This window comes from Micromonospora sp. NPDC050784 (genome assembly GCF_044456765.1).
Classification (GTDB): domain Bacteria; phylum Actinomycetota; class Actinomycetes; order Mycobacteriales; family Micromonosporaceae; genus Micromonospora; species Micromonospora foliorum.
The window spans coordinates 22,014-39,129 of sequence record NZ_JBITGG010000019.1; the positions used below are offsets into that span (position 1 = coordinate 22,014).

The window sequence follows — 17,116 nt, forward strand, 5'->3', positions numbered from 1 at the left end:
CTCCCGGTGCAGGTGGCGGATCGGACCCCTCCGACGCTAGGGCCGGCACCGGTCTGTCGATCTCCACCTGCGCGCTCGACCTGCGTGCGCCCCGGGTCGTGGTGCGCCCACCAGCCGCTACGACCCAGGTCGTACGCGCTGTCATCCGCCGGGAGTGACCAGCCCGCTCTCGTACGCCAGGACGACCGCCTGAACCCGGTCGCGCAGCTGGAGCTTGGCCAGGATCCGCCCGACGTGGGTCTTCACCGTCGCCTCGGCCACGTGCACCCGGGCGGCGATCTCCGCGTTGGACAGCCCCTGGGCGACCAGCAGCAGCACCTCCCGCTCCCGTTCGGTGAGCTGCGCGAGTCGGGGGTCGGCGCTCGGGGCGGCACCGAGCTGGCCGGCGAACCGGTCCAGGAGGCGTCGGGTGATCGACGGAGCCACCACCGAGTCGCCTTGGGCCACCACCCGGATCGCGGCGAGCAGCTCCTCCGGCGGGACGTTCTTGAGCAGGAAGCCACTCGCCCCCGCCTGCAACGCCGCGAACGCATCCGCCTCGGTGTCGAAGGTGGTCAGCACCAGCACCCGGGGGCCGCCGGCGGGCCGCTCGGCGCAGAGCCGCCGGGTCGCCTCCACCCCGTCCATGGTGGGCATCCGGATGTCCATGACGACGACGTCGGCCTCGGTGCGGGCGAGCACCCGCAGGGCGTCCGCGCCGTCGATCGCCTCCCCGACGACCTCCAGGTCGGGCTGGGAGTCCAGCACCATCCGGAACCCGGCGCGGACCAGCGCCTGGTCGTCCACGATCACTACCCGGACCGTCATGCCGCGATCACCTCCGTTGCCGGCTCTGACGGTAGCGGCAGCCGGACCTCGACCTGCCAGCCCCCGGCCAGCCGGGGACCGGCGGTGAGGCTGCCGTCGTACACCGTCACCCGCTCCCGCATGCCGAGCAGGCCGTGACCCCCGGACGGCGCCGGGCTGACCAGCGGGCGGCCGCGACCGTCGTCGACCACCCGGACCACGACGGCCTCGGCGGTGTACGACAGGACGACCTCGACGCCGGCGCCGACCCCGGCGTGCTTGAGCGCGTTGGTCAGCGCCTCCTGCACCACCCGGTAGACGGTCAGCTCCAGGCCCGGCGGCAGGGCCGGTGGCTCACCGGTGACGGTGCTGCGGACGTGCAGGCCCGCGTCGTCGAACCGGGCCAGCAGGTCGGGCAACTCGGCCAGGGCGAGGCGCCGGTGCTCGGGATCGGCCGCCACCGCCAGCCCGTCGGCCCCGTCCGCGCCGGTCGGGCCGGCGTCGCGCAGGACGCCGACGAGCCGGCGCATCTCCTCCAGCGCCTGCCGGCCGGTGTCCGCGACCACCTTGACGGCGGTACGCGCCTGGGCGGGGTCACGGTCGAGCATGAACCGGGCCCCGTCCGCCTGGACGATCATCACGGCCATGCTGTGCGCAACCACGTCGTGCAGCTCACGGGCGATCCGGGTGCGCTCCTCGGCGACCGCCGCCCGGGACTCGGCCTCCCGCTCGCGTTCCAGGGTGGTGGCGCGCTCCTCCAGGCTGAGCACGTAGAGCCGGCGGGTGCGCACGTTCAACGCGACCAGCCACACCGCGCCGGTGACCAGCCCGTACCACAGCGCCATGACCCACCACTGGATGACGTTGGGGGTCTGCGCGGCGGCCAACAGCACGCCGACGGCCGCGACCACGCCGGCCAGCACACCGTCGCGCAACCGCCGGCCGTACTTCACCACGCTGTAGAGCGCGATCAGGACGGCCACGTCGTAGATGAGCGGCCCCCACCGGGCGATCACCTGGACCAGGGCAAGTACCGCGACCGCCACCGTCACCGCGCTCGGGTGGGTGCGGCGGAACAGCAGCGCCACCGACATGCCCAGGCCGACCGCAGTGGCCGCCCAGCCGCCTGGCTGGTTCACCGCCGCGGCCAGGGAGACGAGCACCACCAGGGCGGCGACGGCCACGTCGAAGGCGACGCCACGCAGCGGGCGACCGAACAGGGTGCGTCTCACGGTCACCCAGCGTACGTGCCGGAAGGCTCGGCCCCCGCGCCCCGCGCTCGGGCTCAGCGGCCGAGGACCTCACGCATGCGGTCGATCTCGACGGTCTGCTCGGTGGCGACGGAGTTGGCGAACTCGTTGAGCGTCAGGTCGGAGCCGACCTTGAGCAGGTCGGTGGCCATCTCGATGGCCCCCTGGTGGTGCTCGGTCATCATCCGGACGAAGAGCCTGTCGAAGTCCGCGCCACGGGTCGCGGCGAGCTGCCGCATCGCCTCGGGCGACTGCATGCCGCGCATGGCGCCGTGGTCGTGCCCCTGGACCTCCGCCGGGAGGCCCCGGGTCTGCAGCCAGCCGCGCATCATGCCCATCTCCGGCCCCTGGCTGGCCCGGATGCGCTCGGCGATGGCCCGGACGACAGGGTCGGCGGCCCGCTCGGGGGCGAGCTCCGCCATCGCCAGGGCCTGCGCGTGGTGCGGGATCATCATCCGGACGAACCAGACGTCCAGCGAGTTGTGCGGGGCGGGGCCGGCGTCGCGGACCTCGTGGGCCGCGCGGGTGGCCGCCGTCTCGCCGGGGCGGCCGGGCGCGATGACGGTCAGGTCGGTGGGGACCGGGCTGGCCGTCGGCGACGGGGCGGAGGTGGCGGGCGCGGAGACCGGCTGCGCGGCGCCCGTGCCGGCGTCGTCACCGAGGCGGATCATGAGGAACGCCACCAGCGGCACCACGAGGGCCGCTGTGACGATCGCCAGGGTTCGTGCGCGCCGGTTGGTCATGGGCCACTCCCTGGAGTCGAGGTCACCGCGATGCTATCCATTGAAGAAGCCACTGTGATGTGAACCAGCTCACATCGACGTTCTTCGCGGAACTGTAACGTGTCAACCATCGTCTCCCCCTTGCGAAGGGCCCCCGCCGATGATCAGACTCCACAAGCCACGGTTACGACAACTGCGTGTCGTGGCGCTCGCCACGACCGGCCTCCTCGTCGCCAGCGTGCTCATCTCCCCGGCGAGCAACGCCCAGGCGCTGCCGCAGGCGGCGCCTGCTCCCGCGCTCACCAACACGATCCCCGGCGTCGACGAGATCGTGAGCAGCCCCAACCTGCGCCAGATCGCCAACGTGCCCAAGGTCGCCCCACTGGACGCGACCAACAGCGACATCGCCTTCCAGGGCAAGTACGCGTTCGCCGGTAACTACAACGGCTTTGTCATCTACGACATCTCGCGGCCCAGCGCCCCGACGGTCAAGGCCCGGGTGCTCTGCCCGGGGTCGCAGAACGACATCTCCGTCCACGGTGACCTGCTCTTCCTCTCCACCGACTCGTCCCGCAGCGACGACTCCTGCAACAGCACCGCGCAGGGAGCCGACGTGAAGGGCTCGTGGGAGGGCATCAAGGTCTTCGACATCAAGGACAAGGCCAACCCGCGCTACATCAAGTCCGTCGAGACGGCCTGCGGCTCACACACCCACACCCTGGTGCCGGGCAAGGACCGCAAGGCCATCTACCTGTACGTCTCGTCGTACAGCCCGCGGGCCGAATTCCCGGACTGCCAGCCGCCGCACGACTCCATCTCCATCATCAAGGTGCCGGTGAAGAAGCCGACCGACGCGGCCGTGGTCGCGACGCCAAACCTCTTCCCGGACGGCGGCTTCCCCGGCAGCCCGACCGGCTCGGCGACCACCGGTTGCCACGACATCACCGCCTACCCGTCGAAGGACCTGGCCGCCGGCGCCTGCATGGGTGACGGCATCCTGCTCGACATCAAGAACCGCGAGGCGCCCCGCGTCATCAACCGGGTCCGGGACGAGGTCAACTTCGCGTTCTGGCACTCGGCCACCTTCAACAACTCCGGCACCAAGGTGATCTTCACCGACGAGCTGGGTGGTGGCGGGGCGGCGACCTGCAACGAGGCCGTCGGCCCGAACCGGGGCGCGGACGCCATCTACGACATCGCCGGCCGCGGCGACGCCCGGACGATGACCTTCCGCAGCTACTACAAGATCCCCCGGGCGAACGCCGACACCGAGAACTGCGTGGCGCACAACGGCTCGCTGATCCCGGTGCTCGGCAAGGACATCATGGTCCAGGCGTGGTACCAGGGTGGCATCTCGGTCTGGGACTTCACCGACTCGGCCAACCCGAAGGAGATCGCCTTCTGGGAGCGCGGTCCGCTCTCGGCCGACACCTTCGTCGGCGGTGGCACCTGGTCCGCGTACTACTACAACGGCCACATCTACTCCAACGACATGGTCAAGGGCCTGGACGTCCTGGAGCTGAACGACTGGCGCACCTGGACGGCCAAGCTGACCCGCTACCAGGAGCTCAACGTGCAGACCCAGCCCAGCTACCTGGGCTGGTAGGCACCGCACACGACGCCGGGCCCGGCCTCCGATCTTCGGGGGCCGGGCCCGGCCCGTTGCGACGCCAGGCTCGTCGGGGGCGGGCACGGTCGGGGCGGGCACGGTGGGGCCCGTCACCAGGACGGGGGTTGCGAACCGGCTGGCCAGACGCTGTGCCAACGTGATCAGACGTGACCCTCGCCGCCCCTCCCGAACCGACCACGCGCTGGCGGCCCCACCCGCTGGACCTGGTGGCGGGTGTCCTCGCCGTGGTCGGGGCGGCCTGCGCGCTGAGTGGGCTGCTCCCCCGCGCGGAGACCACCGCCACCCTGCACCGCATCCTGCCGCTGCTGCTGTTCCTCGGCACCGTGATCGTGCTCGCCGAGCTGACCGCCGTGGCCGGTGTCTTCGACGTGCTGGCCAGCCGACTGGCCATAGCCTCCCGGGGCAGTTGGGCCCTGCTGTTCCTGCTCTGCGGCGGTCTCGCCACGCTGACCACCCTCGTGCTCAACCTCGACACCACCGCCGTGCTGCTCACCCCGGTATTGCTCGCACTGGCCCGGAACCTGCGGATCCCCGCCGCCCCGCTCGCCGTCACCACGGTCTGGCTGGCGAACACCGCGAGCCTGCTGCTGCCGGTCTCCAACCTGACCAATCTGCTCGCCGCCGACCGGGTCGGGCTGGCGCCCCTGGCGTACGCGGACCGAATGGCGTTGCCGCAGCTCGCCGCCGTGACGGTCACCATGGCCCTGCTCTGGTTCGGGTGGTGGCGGCGGGAGCGGCCGGCCGGTGGGCGTTTCGTCCCGCCGACCCGACACGTGCCGGCCGACCCGGTGCTGCACCGCACGGCGCTCGTCGGTTGCCTGCTCTTCGTCGCCGGCATCCTCGCCGGCGTGGAGATCGGGCTCGCCTCCACCGTCGCGGTCGCGCTGGTGTTGGTCGGGTTCCTCGTCCGCTCCCCCGCCACGCTGCGCCCGGGGCTGGTCCCGGTGCGCCTGCTGTTCTTCGTCACCGGCCTGTTCCTGGTGGTGCAGACCCTCGGCCGGCACGGGCTGGACGACCTGGTCGGCGCCCTGCTCGGCGCCGACGGTGGCGCGCTGGGCGCCCTGCGCGCCGGCGGCACCGGAGCCCTGCTCGCCAATGCGGTGAACAACCTGCCCGCCTACCTGGCCGGTGAGTCGGTGCTGCCGACCGGTGACCACACCCGCCTGCTGGCCCTGCTGATCGGTACCAACGTCGGCCCGCTGGCCGCCCCCTGGGCGTCGCTGGCCACCCTGCTGTGGTTCGAGCGCTGCCGAGCGGCCGGGGTGGCGGTGCCGGTGACCCGGTTCGTGCTGACCAGCACCCTGCTCGCGGTCACCGCGACGCTCACCGCGGTCGGCGCGCTGCTGCTGGTGACCTGAGCACCGCGCGCTCCAGGACCCGGCCACACGCCGCCGAGCCACACACCGGTCGAATGAATTTCGGACTTCTGCGAGTTTAAACCTACACGTCGTGTTATAGCCAAGCCGGGGTAGATGACCGCTTATGCTGGCCAAGACACCGATATGAGCAGGGGAGAACCGATGATTTCGCATCGCGAGCTGGACACAGCAGAGACGACCGTCCCGGACTATCGGCCGCCGACGATCCAACGCCTGGGCACCCTCGCCGAACTGACCAAGGGCGGCACGGTGGGCCCCGACGACGGCCTCGGCGGCGGGGGCGACGGCTCGCTCTGACCGGCCTCACCAGTGGGATCACCGCCGATGCTGGCGATCCGTCGGGCCCAGCGTCGGTTCGGCCGTCGGGTGATTTTCGCCGACCTCGACCTCGACGTCCCGGTGGGTGCCCGCCTCTTTCTGGGCGGCAGCAACGGATCCGGCAAGACCACTCTTCTGCGGTGCCTGTCCGGCACGCTGACTCTCAGCGCCGGGCAGGCCACCGTCGGCGGCCACCCGGTCGGCTCGCTACCCGCCCGCCGCCTGACCGGCGTCTGCCTCGCCCCGGAGCAGGGCCTCTACGAGAAGCTGTCGGCACGGGAGAACCTGGCTCTCATCGCCCGGCTCCGCCTGCCGCGCCGAGCCGTCGCCCCGGCTGTCGCCACGATGGAGCAGGAGCTCGACCTGACCGGCTATGCCACCCTGCCGATGGAACGCTGCTCGGCGGGGATGCGGGCACGGGTGAGCATCGCGCGATCCCTCGTGGCCGCGCCCGCTCTGCTGCTGCTCGACGAGCCTGGCCGGTCGCTGGACGACAGGGCACGGCTGCTGCTGTGGGAGGCCCTGGACCGACGACCCGAGCTGACCTGCGTGATCGCGTCACACCACGCCGACGACCGGCGCCGGTGCGATTCCGCCGTGACGCTCGCGGTGGCGCCATGACGCCGACCGCCTCGGCCGCGACCGCCAGCCGCGCCACCGACCGCCGGGCCGGCAGAGCGGGCCGGGCCACCGCGCTCGGCATGGTCCTCGCCCTGGTCCGCCGTGACCTCGGCGACCCGCAGCAGTTCCGGCTCCCCCTCCTGCTGGACCTGGCGTTCGGGGTGGTGAACCTGGTCGTCTTCCTGTTCATCTCACGGGTGTTGACCCCGTCCGCCGGCACCGACCTTGCCCGCTCGCCCAGCTACTTCGACTTCGTGGCGGTCGGCATCACCTTCCTGCTCGTCCTGCAGGCGGCCAGCACACAGTTGACCAGTCGGGTGATCCGGGAACAGCGCAGTGGGACGCTGGAGTTACTGGCCGCCCAACCCGTCCCGGTCTCGGCGCTGGCCATCGGGACCGCCGGCTACCCGTTCCTGTTCGTCCTGCTGCGCTCCGGCGTCTACCTGGCGATCCTCGGCACCGTGCTCGGCCTGCGTACCGAGGATGCCGACTGGTGGGGCGTGCTGGTGGTGCTGGTCGCCGGCACCGCGGCCATGATGGGCGTCGGCATCGCCCTGGCAGCGTTCACCGTCGCTGTCGGGCACGGCGACGGTGCCGCTCGACTCTTCGTCGTCGGGCTCGCCTTCGTCTCCGGCACGTACTTCCCGGTCTCCGAGCTGCCCAGCCCGGTGCCCGAGCTGACCATGGTGCTGCCCAGCCGGATCGCCCTGGACGGGCTGCGGTCCGCGCTGGCCGGCGGAGAGTGGGCCGGGACGGCCAGCGCGCTGCTCGCGACCACCGCGCTGTTGCTGCCGGCGTCAAGCTGGGCGTTCGGTCGGGCGCTGCGGATCGCCGCCCGCCGCGGCGTCCTGAAGCGGGATTGAGGTGACCGTGCTCCGCCCTACCTCGTTCGACATCTGCACCGGAACGGTGCTGGGCGTCGACCCGCCGGCACCGCGCCAGCACCTGCCGACCGGTCTGCCCGACCCACTCGGCGCGCTCGACGCCGCGATGCTCGCCGGTCTGTCCCGGCCGCCGTGCGTGGTCAGCTTTTCCGGCGGATTGGACTCGTCGCTGGTCCTGGCGGTGGCCGTCCGGGCCGCTCGCCGGGAAGGGCTGCCGGACCCGGTGCCGGTCACCTGGCGGTTCACCGGGGCGCCCCGGGCCGACGAGTCGGACTGGCAGGATCGGGTGATCCGAGCGTTACGGGTCGGCGGGTCGTGGCAGATCCTGCGGGCCGACGACGAGCTGGATCTGGTCGGGCCGGTGGCCCGCCGGCTGCTGCGCCGGTACGGGGTGGTCCATCCGGTCAACCTGCACCTGCACCTGCCCCTCGCCGAACTGGCCACCGGTGGCTCGCTGCTCACCGGTGGGGGCGGTGACCAGGTACTGGCTGGGTGGCGCCGCTCACCAGCCACATCGCTTCGTGCCCGCCTCTCGTGGCTGCGGCACACGGTGCGTGCCCGGCGGCGGCCGACCGAGTTGTTCGGCTGGCTGCGCCCGGAGGTGGCCCGGAGTGTGCACCAGGCGTTCCGCGCGGAGGAGCGCGCCGAGCCGCGCCGGCTGCGGCAGCGGATCGCCTGGCACACCCGGCGCCGGGACCTGAAGATGACCTGCTCGGCGCTGGCCGCCCTGGCCGGTGATCATCAGGCCACGGCTATCCAACCGCTGCTCGACGAGAGATTTCTGGCCGCACTGGCGCTGCACCGCGGCTATCGCCGGGGTGTCAGCCGGGACGAGCTGCTCGCGGAGATCGTCCGGGATGCCCTGCCGGCCGTAGTCACCGCGCCGCGCCGGAAGGCCCGGTTCCGTGAGGTGTTTCTCCGGGAGCCCACGCGGGAGTTCGTGCGCTCCTGGGACGGCACCGGCGCCGACGCGGATCTGGTGGACCCGAACGCGCTGCGCGCCCTGTGGGCCCGCTGGCCGATCCCCGGGGGCACTGCCAGCCTGGTGCAACAGCTCTGGCTGGCCACGAACCCGGGCGGCGCCACCGAGGCCGGCCAGCCCAACCGGCTGACCGGTCCACTGACCCGCCCGGTTCGTTCGGCGGGTCCCGACACCGACGTGGAGGTCAGGTCGTGACGCAGCAGGAGATCGTGCATCGGGTCGACCCGGATCGAGTGGCCTGGCGGGTGGCCGGCGACGAGGTGGTCGTGCTGGACACCGGGAACTCCGTCTACTTCGGGTTGGCGTCCTCCGGCGCGCTGCTCTGGCAGCGTCTGGTGGCCGGCGCCACCAGCACCGAGCTGGTCAGCACGCTGGTGGACGCCACCGCGGTGGACCGGGAGCGGGCCCGTGCCGACGTGGCCGCCTTCCTGGACGATCTGCGCGGGCACGGGCTGCTGCTTCAGCGCACCTGACCCGGCCCCGCCAGCCAGTGCTCGGGCGTCGGGCGACGCAGGATCTCCGTCATCTCCTCCCGCTCGGCGTCGGTCTCGCCGTCCAGCCAGGCATGGGCGTGGAAGCCGGTGCTGGGCGGTGTTACACCGATCACCACGGCGCGGCTGATCCGCTGGCCGGCGTACCAGCGTTGCAGCACGAGCGACCGTTGCAGGCAGTTGGCTTCGGTGCGGCGCAGCACGCCGAGCACGACCTGACGGTGGGCCGCCGCGCCGGGCGGTGCGGCCGGCAGCCGAACGGACGCCAGGTCGCCCCGGGTGAGCTGGCGGCGAACCGAGCGCACCGCGCGGGCCGTCCACAGTGCGGTCCACACCGCCGACAGCCCGCCCCGCCGGACCAGGCGCACCACGGCGCGCAGCGGTGATCCCGTCCGACCGGCCGCCGTGGGTGCCCTGCTGCCGTTAGTCACCGCCGCTCCCCTGCTGCCGAAGGCGCTCCGCGCCGCGCAGCTCGGCCAACGCGGCCGGGAGCCGCCCGGCCTTGCGGGCCAGCCGGGCCAGGTACGCCAGCAGCAGCCCGATCGGGCCGTGGCGGGCCACCCGGCTGCCGTGCCGCATCGACGCCGACGTCGGGAACACTCGCGGACCGAGGTGGCGCAACCGACCGCGCAGGGTCGGCAACTCGGCGAGCTCGGCCATCACCACTGCCTCGGGTGATGCTCGGTGGGCCCGAAGCCACACCGCCGCCGGGCTGACCCGGGGCAGGCCCAGCGCCGCACCCAGCGCCGCGCCGGCCGGTGCCAGGCTCAGGCCGAGCGCGTACGACGGGACGGCGCCGGTCCGTGCGGCCAGGGTGGCCGCGGCCCGCCAGACGTCGGCGGGAAAGACGTCCAGGGCCCGCAACAGATCGGTGCGTGGCCGGTCGGACCGCCCCGGCGCGGCGGCGTGCAGCGCCACCAGCAGTGCGGTTCCCGCCTCGTCCGGTACGGCGACGGTGCCGCCGGCCAACGCGATGCGCTCTGTCGAGCCGGCCAGCGCGGTCCACAGCGCCTCGGGGTCGGCCACTCCGTGGAACCCCCGGTGCAGGTCGACGGTGAGTGGCAGCGCGCCGGGCAGCCGCCAGGGTCGCTCGTACCACTGCGACCGGCGGTCGGGGCGTCCCTCCGGGAGTGCGCTGCGGCAGCCCAGGTCAGCAAGCGCCCGCTGGGCCCGATCGAACGTCGCGGGGGCGACGAGCAGGTCGACGTCGGTGTAGACCCGGTGCCGCTCCTGGCCCAGCCGCTGGGCCAGGCCGGCGCCCTTGAGCAGGATGGCTTCGATGCCCCGCTCGGCCAGCGCCGCGCTCACGGTCACGGCGGCCCTGTCGAGGTTGAGGCAGCGGATCGCCTGCGGCAGCGCGGTCACCGGGGCGCCCCCACGGTCTGGCCGGCGAGAATGGTGTCGGCGAGCAGCCGATGGGTGTGGTCGAGAGCGGCCCAGTCGCGCGGGCGGGTCAGGTCCCACGCCGGCAGGGCGGCGATCGACAGCAGCGCGGCTGGATCGGAGCGCAACTGACCGAAGGACCGTTGCCCGGCAAGCCGGGCCAGCAGGGCGGTCCCGGACAGTCGGGTCAGGGTGACCGCTTCACCCCAGTGCAGGAAGAGCCAGCCGCCCAGTGGGACGCGGGGCTGGATCGGGGGCAGCCCGACGCGCAGCCGGTCGCCGGCCCGGACCGGCCAGGTGGGCAGCGCCACGCCCGGCACGGGCCGCCGCAGGTCGACGCAACGGGGTCCGGCGAACGCTTCGGCGCCATCGACGACCAGGATGTCGTCGGTCAGGATCGGCACGCCCCGGGCGGCCAGGGCGGCGAGCAGGCTGCTCTTGCCCGCGGTACGCGGGCCAAGCAGCGCCCAGGCCCGACCGGCGAGGACGAAGCCTCCACTGTGGAACGCTTCCCGCCCGGCCCACCGGTTGACGGTCGTCGCCACCGGCGCGAGGTACGGGTGGGCCAGCACGTCCGGGGTGAGCGCAGGGCCATAGAAGGTGGCGGTGCCCTCCAGCCGGTCGAGGGCGAGGGTCCGCCCGTCGGCGAGGACCCGGGTGCCCCGTTGGTTGTCGAGCGGCACCGGCGGCGGTGGCGGCGCGTCGAGTTGGCGGACCCGCACGGTGGGCCACCCGAGCGCGGCACCCTCGGCCGGCAGCAACTCGGACACCTTGTCCAGGCCGTGCACCCTCAGCCCGTAGACGCCTCGTCCGGGTGTCGACATGGTCTCCCCGCTCATCGACTGCTCAACGATCATGGACAGCGGCACGGTGCGGGTGGCGCTCGTGGTGACGCGCCACCCGCACCCTTGAGCGACGAGCGTCAGCGCAGAGTGCCGCTGTCGACGCTCAACCTGCGCGACTCCGCCAGCCGCTTGGCGTCCGCCGCGCGCTGCTTCGTCGCCTTGGCACCCTTCGCGGACGCCGCGACGGTGGGGACGACTCCCCCGCCGATCGCGTCCACGTCGTACGCCACCCACCACGATCCGGGTGTGTCCACCGCGAAGGTCAACGCGATGTGGATCGACGCACCCGGAGCCAGACCACCCAGGTCGAACGGAATCGTCAGCGTCGTGCCCAGCCCACCACCTGGCGGGGTGGTCGCCGGTGAATCCATGGACAGATTCCGGGACAGGAGCGTCCGACCGTCACTGATGATGATCGGCGTGGTCGGGTTGACCGGGTTGACCAGCCGGAGGTTGGAGTGCACCACCGGCGACGGAGCACCGGGGTACGGCGCTCCGTTCTCCGCGCTCAGTGAGGTGATCCGGATCCGGGCCTGAGTGATGGCGGCGTTGGACCGGTTGGTCAGGGTCCGCCGGATCACCAGGCTGTTCCCGGTGCGAACCCGGTTGGGAGCGGCCGACACGGCCACGTTCGGGTCGAACAACGTCGACTGGAGGGAGGCGTTCTGCTGGTAGGTGCCGAGGGTGTTCTGTGGGGACGGGCTGCCAAGCGTGGACGGGACCCCGTTGATCGGCCCGAGCACGGTGGCGACCAGCCGGAAGTCGGCCACGTTGTTGGCGGTGTCCTGGAGGTTGCTGGCGACCCGGAGTCGGTTCCAGGCGTGGGGGACGAACGGCGGGGCGTTGAAGGCGGGCAGTGGCGGGCCCTCGGAGAAGCCCGGCGTCGAGCCCGCCCGGTCGGTGATCGTGCTCGCCGCGTCCGGGGCGACCAGCCGTAGCCCACCCTGGCCGAGGCTGGGGACGATGAGGTCGGGTTGGATGTTGTACAGCGAATAGTTGGCTGCCGCGATCAGATAGCCCCGTCGGGGCGCCAACGGCCGCGCCGAGCCCGGGATGGTAACGGACAAGCCGCCCGGCGCCTCGACCTTGAAACCGGCAATCGGCAGGTTGATCGAGGTGCTGTTGACCACCGAGACGAACTGGTCGGTGAGGCCGCTGATGCCGGACTGTGCGAACTGGTCGATGACCACCTGTCGGGGCGCCGCCGAGACCTCGATAGTGACCTCGTTGGACACCGCTTCACCCAGCGGAGCGGTCCCGTCGTACTGCGCCCGGAATCGATTGTGCCCGAACGCCGGCACGTATAGATCGAAGGAAGCTGTGTTGAGCACCACGGGGAAGGTACCGAGCGGGGTCTCCACCCCGTTGGGCAGCTCGTCGATCAGGGTGACGCTCCCCTCCGCGACACCCGGGCCGACGACGACCTCGAAGTGCACCGGCGTGCCGAAGGTGGTGACGTTCGTCGACGCGGTCAGGGTGGCCACGCTGGCCGCCTGGACCAGGATGCGGATCGCCCGGGTGGCAGTTTGGCCGTTGGCGTCGGTCACCCGGACCGTCGCCGGGTAGGCACCCACCTGGGTCGGCCGGCCGGACAGCAGACCGCTGGCCGAGTCGAGGGTCAACCCGGGCGGCAGTGCGCCCGTGGCCAGCGACCAGGTGAACGGCGCGGTGCCGCCGATCACGTTGAGCTGCTCCGCGTAGGGAGCATTGACCTCGCCCAGCGGTGGCGGCGGGAAGCTCAGGACGGGCGCCTTGTTGACCACCAAATTGATCAGGCGGGTGCCGGTCTGGCCGTTCGAGTCGTTCACGCGGACCACCACGGGATAGACCCCTGCGGTGGTCGGGACGCCCGAGATGCCGTTGGTGACCGGGTTGAGCAGGAGACCGGGCGGCAGAGTGCCCGAGTCGACGCTCCAGACATACGGCGGCACCCCGTGGGTGACGTTCAGGGTGGCGACGTACGCGATCCCGACGGTCGCCTCGGCAGGGTGGTCGAACAGCAGCGTGGGCGACAGGTTCGCGGTCACCGAATCGGACAGCGCGGATTCGGGGCCGGTGCCCTCGGCGGTGCGGGCGGCCACCGTGAACCGGTAGGTGGTGGTGGGGGTCAGCCCGGTGACGGTGTTAACGGTGGACGACCCGAATGTCTGCGCGGGCTGACGAATCCCGCCGACCCAGGGTGTGACGATGTAGTTGGTGATCGGTGAGCCGCCGTTGGGGCCGGGCGTCCAGCTCAGCAGGGCGGTGGCGGTGTCGGCGGTGACCGCGGTGATGGTGGGCGCGCCCGGCAACGCCATGATCTTGGCGCCCGCTGAGGGCTTGCTGGCCGGGCCGGTCCCCTCCGCGTTCTTCGCGGCGACGGTGAAGGTGTAGGTGCCCTTGGCGGTCAGACCCTCGATCTTCTGGGTGGTCTTCGACTCGTCGAAGGTGACCGTCTTCGCCTTCTTACCGTTGCGGTAGGCGGTGACCACGTAGCCGGTGAGGGCGGAACCGCGATTGGCCGGCGCCTTCCACGTCACGGTTGCCGTACCGGCACGCCAGGATGCCTTCGGCTTGGCCGGGGCGGACGGTGGCTGCGCCGGGATGGCCGCCTGGGCGACGCGCTCCATGGTGACGGCCGGCGCTGTCACCGGCGCCGCCACGGGTGTGGGGGTACGACTCGGGGCGCGGGCCGAGGCCGTCGTGGGCGTGATCAGCAGGCTCATGATCAGCGCCAGGATTGCGGCGCATGCCATGACGGCCCGTGGACGGGCACGGAGCACTGGAGACATGGATGTTTTCTCCCTCTTCCGGGGATGAGGACCACCGCGGGTGGAGGAAGGAGACGGGCGACCGGCTGATAGTCCTGGGCCACTCGCCTGATGCCTCCGGCCGCAGGGCGACTGGCGGAAATCCGACCGTCGCTCACAGAATCGCTTTCACGTATTGAGCGACGATGCTCTATCTACATCTACCAGTTATCCCAGGTCAGAAGGTATATGGGGGGATGGGAATTTCTTCTCGTGGGCGGGGGCTGTCCGGAAGCCGACTGTGGTCGTGCCGGTGGTCAGCGGCGGGCCGGGCGCGGGCCGACCAGCCGGCGGACCATCGGAGCCGCGTTCCACTTGGCCGCGCCGACGAGGTCGCGGGCGTGCTCCAGGACGGTGTAGTCGGGTCGGGTCTGCCCGTCGGCGATGGCCCGGTCCAGGTCGTTGCCGCAGCGGCTCAGGACGGTGTCGAAGTCGCGACGCACCGGCTCCTGAAGGTCGTAGCCGAACGAGCGGTGCAGCCGGGCGAAGAGCGGCTTGTACAGCCGCACCCGCTCGTGCAACCCCGACGAGTACGACATCGGGTTCTTCGCACGGCGGAGGATGTAGTCGGGCAGCACGTCGGCGAACGCCCGCCGGACGATCCACTTCTCCTGCCCGTGGCGCAGCTTCAGATCGACCGGCAGCCGCATCGCCAGCTCCACCACGCTGAGGTCGAGGAACGGCACCCGGGCCTCCACGCCGTGCGCCATGGCGGCCCGGTCGACCCGCTGCAACTCGGTGCGGCACAGGTTGCGGATCCGGTGCAGGAACAGCCTGCGGGCCGCGGTCGGGTCGACCTGGTGGTACATCGGGTAGCCGCCGAACAGCTCGTCGGAGCCGTCACCGGTCAGCACCACCTTGATGCCCAGGTCGCGGAGTCGCCGGAAGATCGGCACCGAGACGACCGCGTTGATGATGTCGCCGTACTCGGTCAGCTCGGAGATCCGGATGGCCTCCCGGACGTCGGCGAGCCGGATGTCGCGCGGACGCAGCTCGACCACCACGTGCGGCACGTCGAGGTCGGCGGCGAGCCGCCGGGCGTACGCCACGTCGGGGCTGTCCGCCACGCCGACGGTCACCGCGACGCAATCCGGGTGGATGTCGCGCACCTGCCGCAGGGTCAGCGAGCTGTCCAGGCCACCGGAGAGCACCACCCCGACGGTCAGGTCGGTCTCCACCCGCATCCGGATCGCGTCGCTGAGCGCGGCGCGGACCAGCAGCGCGGCCTCGTCCGGGTCGTCGATGACCGGTAGGCCGTCGCCGATGGTGAGCAGGTCCACGTACGGGCTCAGTCGTACGTGCCCGTCCGCGTCCGCCCAGCCGTGGTGCCCGGGCGGCACCTCGGCGATCGGGGCGCCGTGCCCGACGAGCGCCTTGACCTCGGAGGCGAGGTGCAGGCAGCCGGGCCGACGGGACCAGTACAGCGGCTTGACCCCGAGCGGGTCGCGGGCCAGGTACGCCCGGCCGGTGGCCCGCTCGACGACCGCGAAGGCGTACTCACCGCGGAGCCGGGTCACCGCCGCCTCGCCCCACTGGTGGAACGCGGCGAGCAGCACCTCGGTGTCGCTCTCGGTACGGAAGGCCTGCCCCAGGCGGGTCAGCTGCGCCCGCAACTCGCGGTAGTTGAAGATCTCGCCGTTGAAGCAGAGCAGCCACCGCTCGTCGGTCGAGGTCCACGGCTGCACGGCCCGGTCCCGGTCGACGACCCGCAGCCGGCGGGTGCCGGCGAGCAGCCCGTTCTCGGAACGGGTCTCGGTGACCTCACCGCGCGGGGCCAGGACGGCGAGCATCCGCCGGAAGGTCGCCGGGTCGGCCTCGGGCCCGATGCTCAACGCGATGCCGCACACCGGCTCAGACCCCCATCTCGGCCTCGTACGCCCGGCGCAGTCGACGCCGGGCGGTGGGCGCGAGACACAGGTGCCAGGCCTGTCCCTCGTCGATCACGTTCAGCTCGCCGGCCTCCTGCCGGCTCAGCAGCAGCTCCGCCAGGGCGTCCCGCGCGCCGAAACGCTCGAACCAGGCCAGCTCGACGTCGACGGAGTAGCCGAGGCAGTGCCCGCTGGGCAGCATCGCCGCGTAGCCCAGGCGGCGCAGCCGGTACTGGTGCTCGGCGCTGCGGACCAGGCTGGTCACCCACAGCGGCGGGGTGGCCGTCGGCGCGACGGCGGTGAACTCCCGTCCGATGTCGTTGAGCAGCGCCACCACCTCGCGCCGGGCGCGGCGGAACAGCAGGCCCGCGGTGTGCGGGGTGGAGTCGGGTCGCAGCCGGCGACGCAGCCCGCGCGCGGCCCGGCCCAGCATCGTGGCGGGCTGCTCCTGGTAGCGGAAGCGCAGCAGGTCACGGCGGCGCAGCCACTCCAGGTCGACCAGCTCGGCGCTGCCGTTGACCTGGTCGTCGGTGACGAAGGTCGGCGCGTCCTGCCACCACAGCACGTCGATGCGGGAGAGCAGGTAGATCCGGACCAGCGCGCCGAGGTCACGCGCCGAGGTGCGGTCGTTCGGCTGGTAGCGGGCCATCTCCAGCAGCAGCGTCTCGCGCGCGCCGATCAGCCCCTGCGGGGTGGCGTCGAGGACTGCCGCGAGTGCCGGCTCCCGCAGCCGCTCGTCGATGAGCACCTGCCGGGCCCGGGTGCTGGCCGCGTCGGCCAACGCCCCGACCTCGACCAGCAGTTCGGCGACGGCGGCCCGGTACGCGGCCAGGTCGGGCGCGGGGGCGGGAACACGGCGGGGGGTTGTGCCGGAGGGTCGACGGCGGGCCGGAGCGGTGGGCGACGCAGGCGAACCGGGCTGCTGTCCCGGGCTACGGCTGGGCACTCGCATGACGGGGTCCCTTTCTCCGGTCACGGCGCTGGGTGACTCGCCCTGAAACACACCGTAATCATCGGGAAGGGAACGGACCGAACATTCCTCCTATTCCCCCCGAACGGAGCGTGGACGGTGCACCACCCGCCGGTGTGTGTGGTCCTGGGTTGGGGCGCTTTGGAGCTGATGTCGTCAACGAATCAGGGCCCGCCGGCTTGGCATGGGGCCGCCACC

At 72.2% G+C, this 17,116-nt stretch carries 16 protein-coding genes; 7 read left to right on the top strand and 9 right to left on the bottom strand.

The genetic code is table 11. From position 1 onward, the window contains the following. Positions 1-141: 141 nt before the first annotated feature. The 3 genes from ACIBD9_RS24100 to ACIBD9_RS24110 are packed head-to-tail and all read right to left on the bottom strand — an operon-like array spanning position 142 to position 2,779. Positions 142-807, bottom strand: coding sequence for a response regulator transcription factor (locus ACIBD9_RS24100; protein ID WP_124815676.1), 666 nt, complete (start codon positions 805-807; stop codon positions 142-144). Next, the gene (locus ACIBD9_RS24105) at positions 804-2,024 is read right to left on the bottom strand and encodes a sensor histidine kinase (RefSeq protein ID WP_396721044.1); all 1,221 of its coding nucleotides are present in this window, start codon (positions 2,022-2,024) and stop codon (positions 804-806) included. The genes ACIBD9_RS24100 and ACIBD9_RS24105 overlap by 4 nt, the downstream gene beginning before the upstream one ends. Before the next feature lie 47 nt (positions 2,025-2,071). Then, on the bottom strand, positions 2,072-2,779 hold the full coding sequence (locus ACIBD9_RS24110) for a DUF305 domain-containing protein (protein ID WP_396721046.1): 708 nt from the start codon (positions 2,777-2,779) through the stop codon (positions 2,072-2,074). A 139-nt stretch (positions 2,780-2,918) separates the two neighbouring features. Between ACIBD9_RS24110 and ACIBD9_RS24115 the strand changes: the two genes are divergently transcribed. The 7 genes from ACIBD9_RS24115 to ACIBD9_RS24145 all read left to right on the top strand — a co-directional run bounded on the left by ACIBD9_RS24115 (position 2,919) and on the right by ACIBD9_RS24145 (position 9,045). Next, positions 2,919-4,364, top strand: a complete 1,446-nt coding sequence (locus tag ACIBD9_RS24115; protein ID WP_396721047.1) for an LVIVD repeat-containing protein — start codon at positions 2,919-2,921, stop codon at positions 4,362-4,364. A gap of 170 nt (positions 4,365-4,534) precedes the next feature. Further along, complete coding sequence (locus ACIBD9_RS24120; RefSeq protein WP_396721049.1) at positions 4,535-5,746, top strand: SLC13 family permease; 1,212 nt, start codon at positions 4,535-4,537, stop codon at positions 5,744-5,746. Positions 5,747-5,908: 162 nt separating this feature from the next. After that, a complete protein-coding gene (locus ACIBD9_RS24125) occupies positions 5,909-6,064 on the top strand; it encodes a lasso RiPP family leader peptide-containing protein (RefSeq protein ID WP_396721051.1) in 156 nt (51 codons plus the stop codon). 27 nt (positions 6,065-6,091) lie between these two features. Then, positions 6,092-6,706, top strand: coding sequence for an ATP-binding cassette domain-containing protein (locus ACIBD9_RS24130; RefSeq protein ID WP_396721053.1), 615 nt, complete (start codon positions 6,092-6,094; stop codon positions 6,704-6,706). After that, positions 6,703-7,569 carry an ABC transporter permease gene (locus tag ACIBD9_RS24135; RefSeq protein WP_396721055.1) on the top strand — a complete coding sequence of 289 codons (867 nt, stop codon included), beginning with the start codon at positions 6,703-6,705 and terminating at the stop codon, positions 7,567-7,569. The genes ACIBD9_RS24130 and ACIBD9_RS24135 overlap by 4 nt, the downstream gene beginning before the upstream one ends. Before the next feature lies 1 nt (position 7,570). After that, the gene (locus tag ACIBD9_RS24140) at positions 7,571-8,767 is read left to right on the top strand and encodes an asparagine synthase-related protein (protein WP_396721056.1); all 1,197 of its coding nucleotides are present in this window, start codon (positions 7,571-7,573) and stop codon (positions 8,765-8,767) included. Beyond that, on the top strand, positions 8,764-9,045 hold the full coding sequence (locus tag ACIBD9_RS24145) for a PqqD family protein (protein WP_396721058.1): 282 nt from the start codon (positions 8,764-8,766) through the stop codon (positions 9,043-9,045). Before ACIBD9_RS24140 ends, ACIBD9_RS24145 begins: the two co-directional genes overlap by 4 nt. Here the strand turns inward: ACIBD9_RS24145 and ACIBD9_RS24150 are convergent. The 6 genes from ACIBD9_RS24150 to ACIBD9_RS24175 form a co-directional block, all read right to left on the bottom strand. Beyond that, positions 9,033-9,494, bottom strand: coding sequence for a lasso peptide biosynthesis B2 protein (locus ACIBD9_RS24150; protein ID WP_396721060.1), 462 nt, complete (start codon positions 9,492-9,494; stop codon positions 9,033-9,035). The two genes, ACIBD9_RS24145 and ACIBD9_RS24150, sit on opposite strands and share 13 nt — an antisense overlap. After that, complete coding sequence (locus tag ACIBD9_RS24155) at positions 9,487-10,428, bottom strand: nucleotidyltransferase family protein (protein ID WP_396721062.1); 942 nt, start codon at positions 10,426-10,428, stop codon at positions 9,487-9,489. The genes ACIBD9_RS24150 and ACIBD9_RS24155 overlap by 8 nt, the downstream gene beginning before the upstream one ends. Next, entirely contained in the window at positions 10,425-11,303 is an 879-nt protein-coding gene (locus ACIBD9_RS24160) for a hypothetical protein (RefSeq protein ID WP_396721064.1), read from the bottom strand. The genes ACIBD9_RS24155 and ACIBD9_RS24160 overlap by 4 nt, the downstream gene beginning before the upstream one ends. A 65-nt stretch (positions 11,304-11,368) precedes the next feature. Beyond that, a complete protein-coding gene (locus tag ACIBD9_RS24165; protein WP_396721065.1) occupies positions 11,369-13,996 on the bottom strand; it encodes a fibronectin type III domain-containing protein in 2,628 nt (875 codons plus the stop codon). Positions 13,997-14,337: 341 nt separating this feature from the next. Further along, complete coding sequence (locus ACIBD9_RS24170; RefSeq protein WP_396721067.1) at positions 14,338-15,927, bottom strand: asparagine synthetase B family protein; 1,590 nt, start codon at positions 15,925-15,927, stop codon at positions 14,338-14,340. Between the two features lie 4 nt (positions 15,928-15,931). Continuing rightward, entirely contained in the window at positions 15,932-16,900 is a 969-nt protein-coding gene (locus ACIBD9_RS24175) for a DUF5715 family protein (protein WP_396721069.1), read from the bottom strand. Between the last annotated feature and the right edge of the window lie 216 nt (positions 16,901-17,116).

What these genes read in the sequence shown, in the direction of transcription:
- ACIBD9_RS24175 (WP_396721069.1), bottom strand. Translation starts at nt 16,900, where the DNA reads ATGCGAGTGCCCAGCCGTAGCCCGGGACAGCAGCCCGGTTCGCCTGCG.
- ACIBD9_RS24135 (WP_396721055.1), top strand. Translation starts at nt 6,703, where the DNA reads ATGACGCCGACCGCCTCGGCCGCGACCGCCAGCCGCGCCACCGACCGC.
- ACIBD9_RS24160 (WP_396721064.1), bottom strand. Translation starts at nt 11,303, where the DNA reads ATGATCGTTGAGCAGTCGATGAGCGGGGAGACCATGTCGACACCCGGA.
- ACIBD9_RS24100 (WP_124815676.1), bottom strand. Translation starts at nt 807, where the DNA reads ATGACGGTCCGGGTAGTGATCGTGGACGACCAGGCGCTGGTCCGCGCC.
- ACIBD9_RS24115 (WP_396721047.1), top strand. Translation starts at nt 2,919, where the DNA reads ATGATCAGACTCCACAAGCCACGGTTACGACAACTGCGTGTCGTGGCG.
- ACIBD9_RS24130 (WP_396721053.1), top strand. Translation starts at nt 6,092, where the DNA reads ATGCTGGCGATCCGTCGGGCCCAGCGTCGGTTCGGCCGTCGGGTGATT.
- ACIBD9_RS24110 (WP_396721046.1), bottom strand. Translation starts at nt 2,779, where the DNA reads ATGACCAACCGGCGCGCACGAACCCTGGCGATCGTCACAGCGGCCCTC.
- ACIBD9_RS24125 (WP_396721051.1), top strand. Translation starts at nt 5,909, where the DNA reads ATGATTTCGCATCGCGAGCTGGACACAGCAGAGACGACCGTCCCGGAC.
- ACIBD9_RS24165 (WP_396721065.1), bottom strand. Translation starts at nt 13,996, where the DNA reads ATGAGCCTGCTGATCACGCCCACGACGGCCTCGGCCCGCGCCCCGAGT.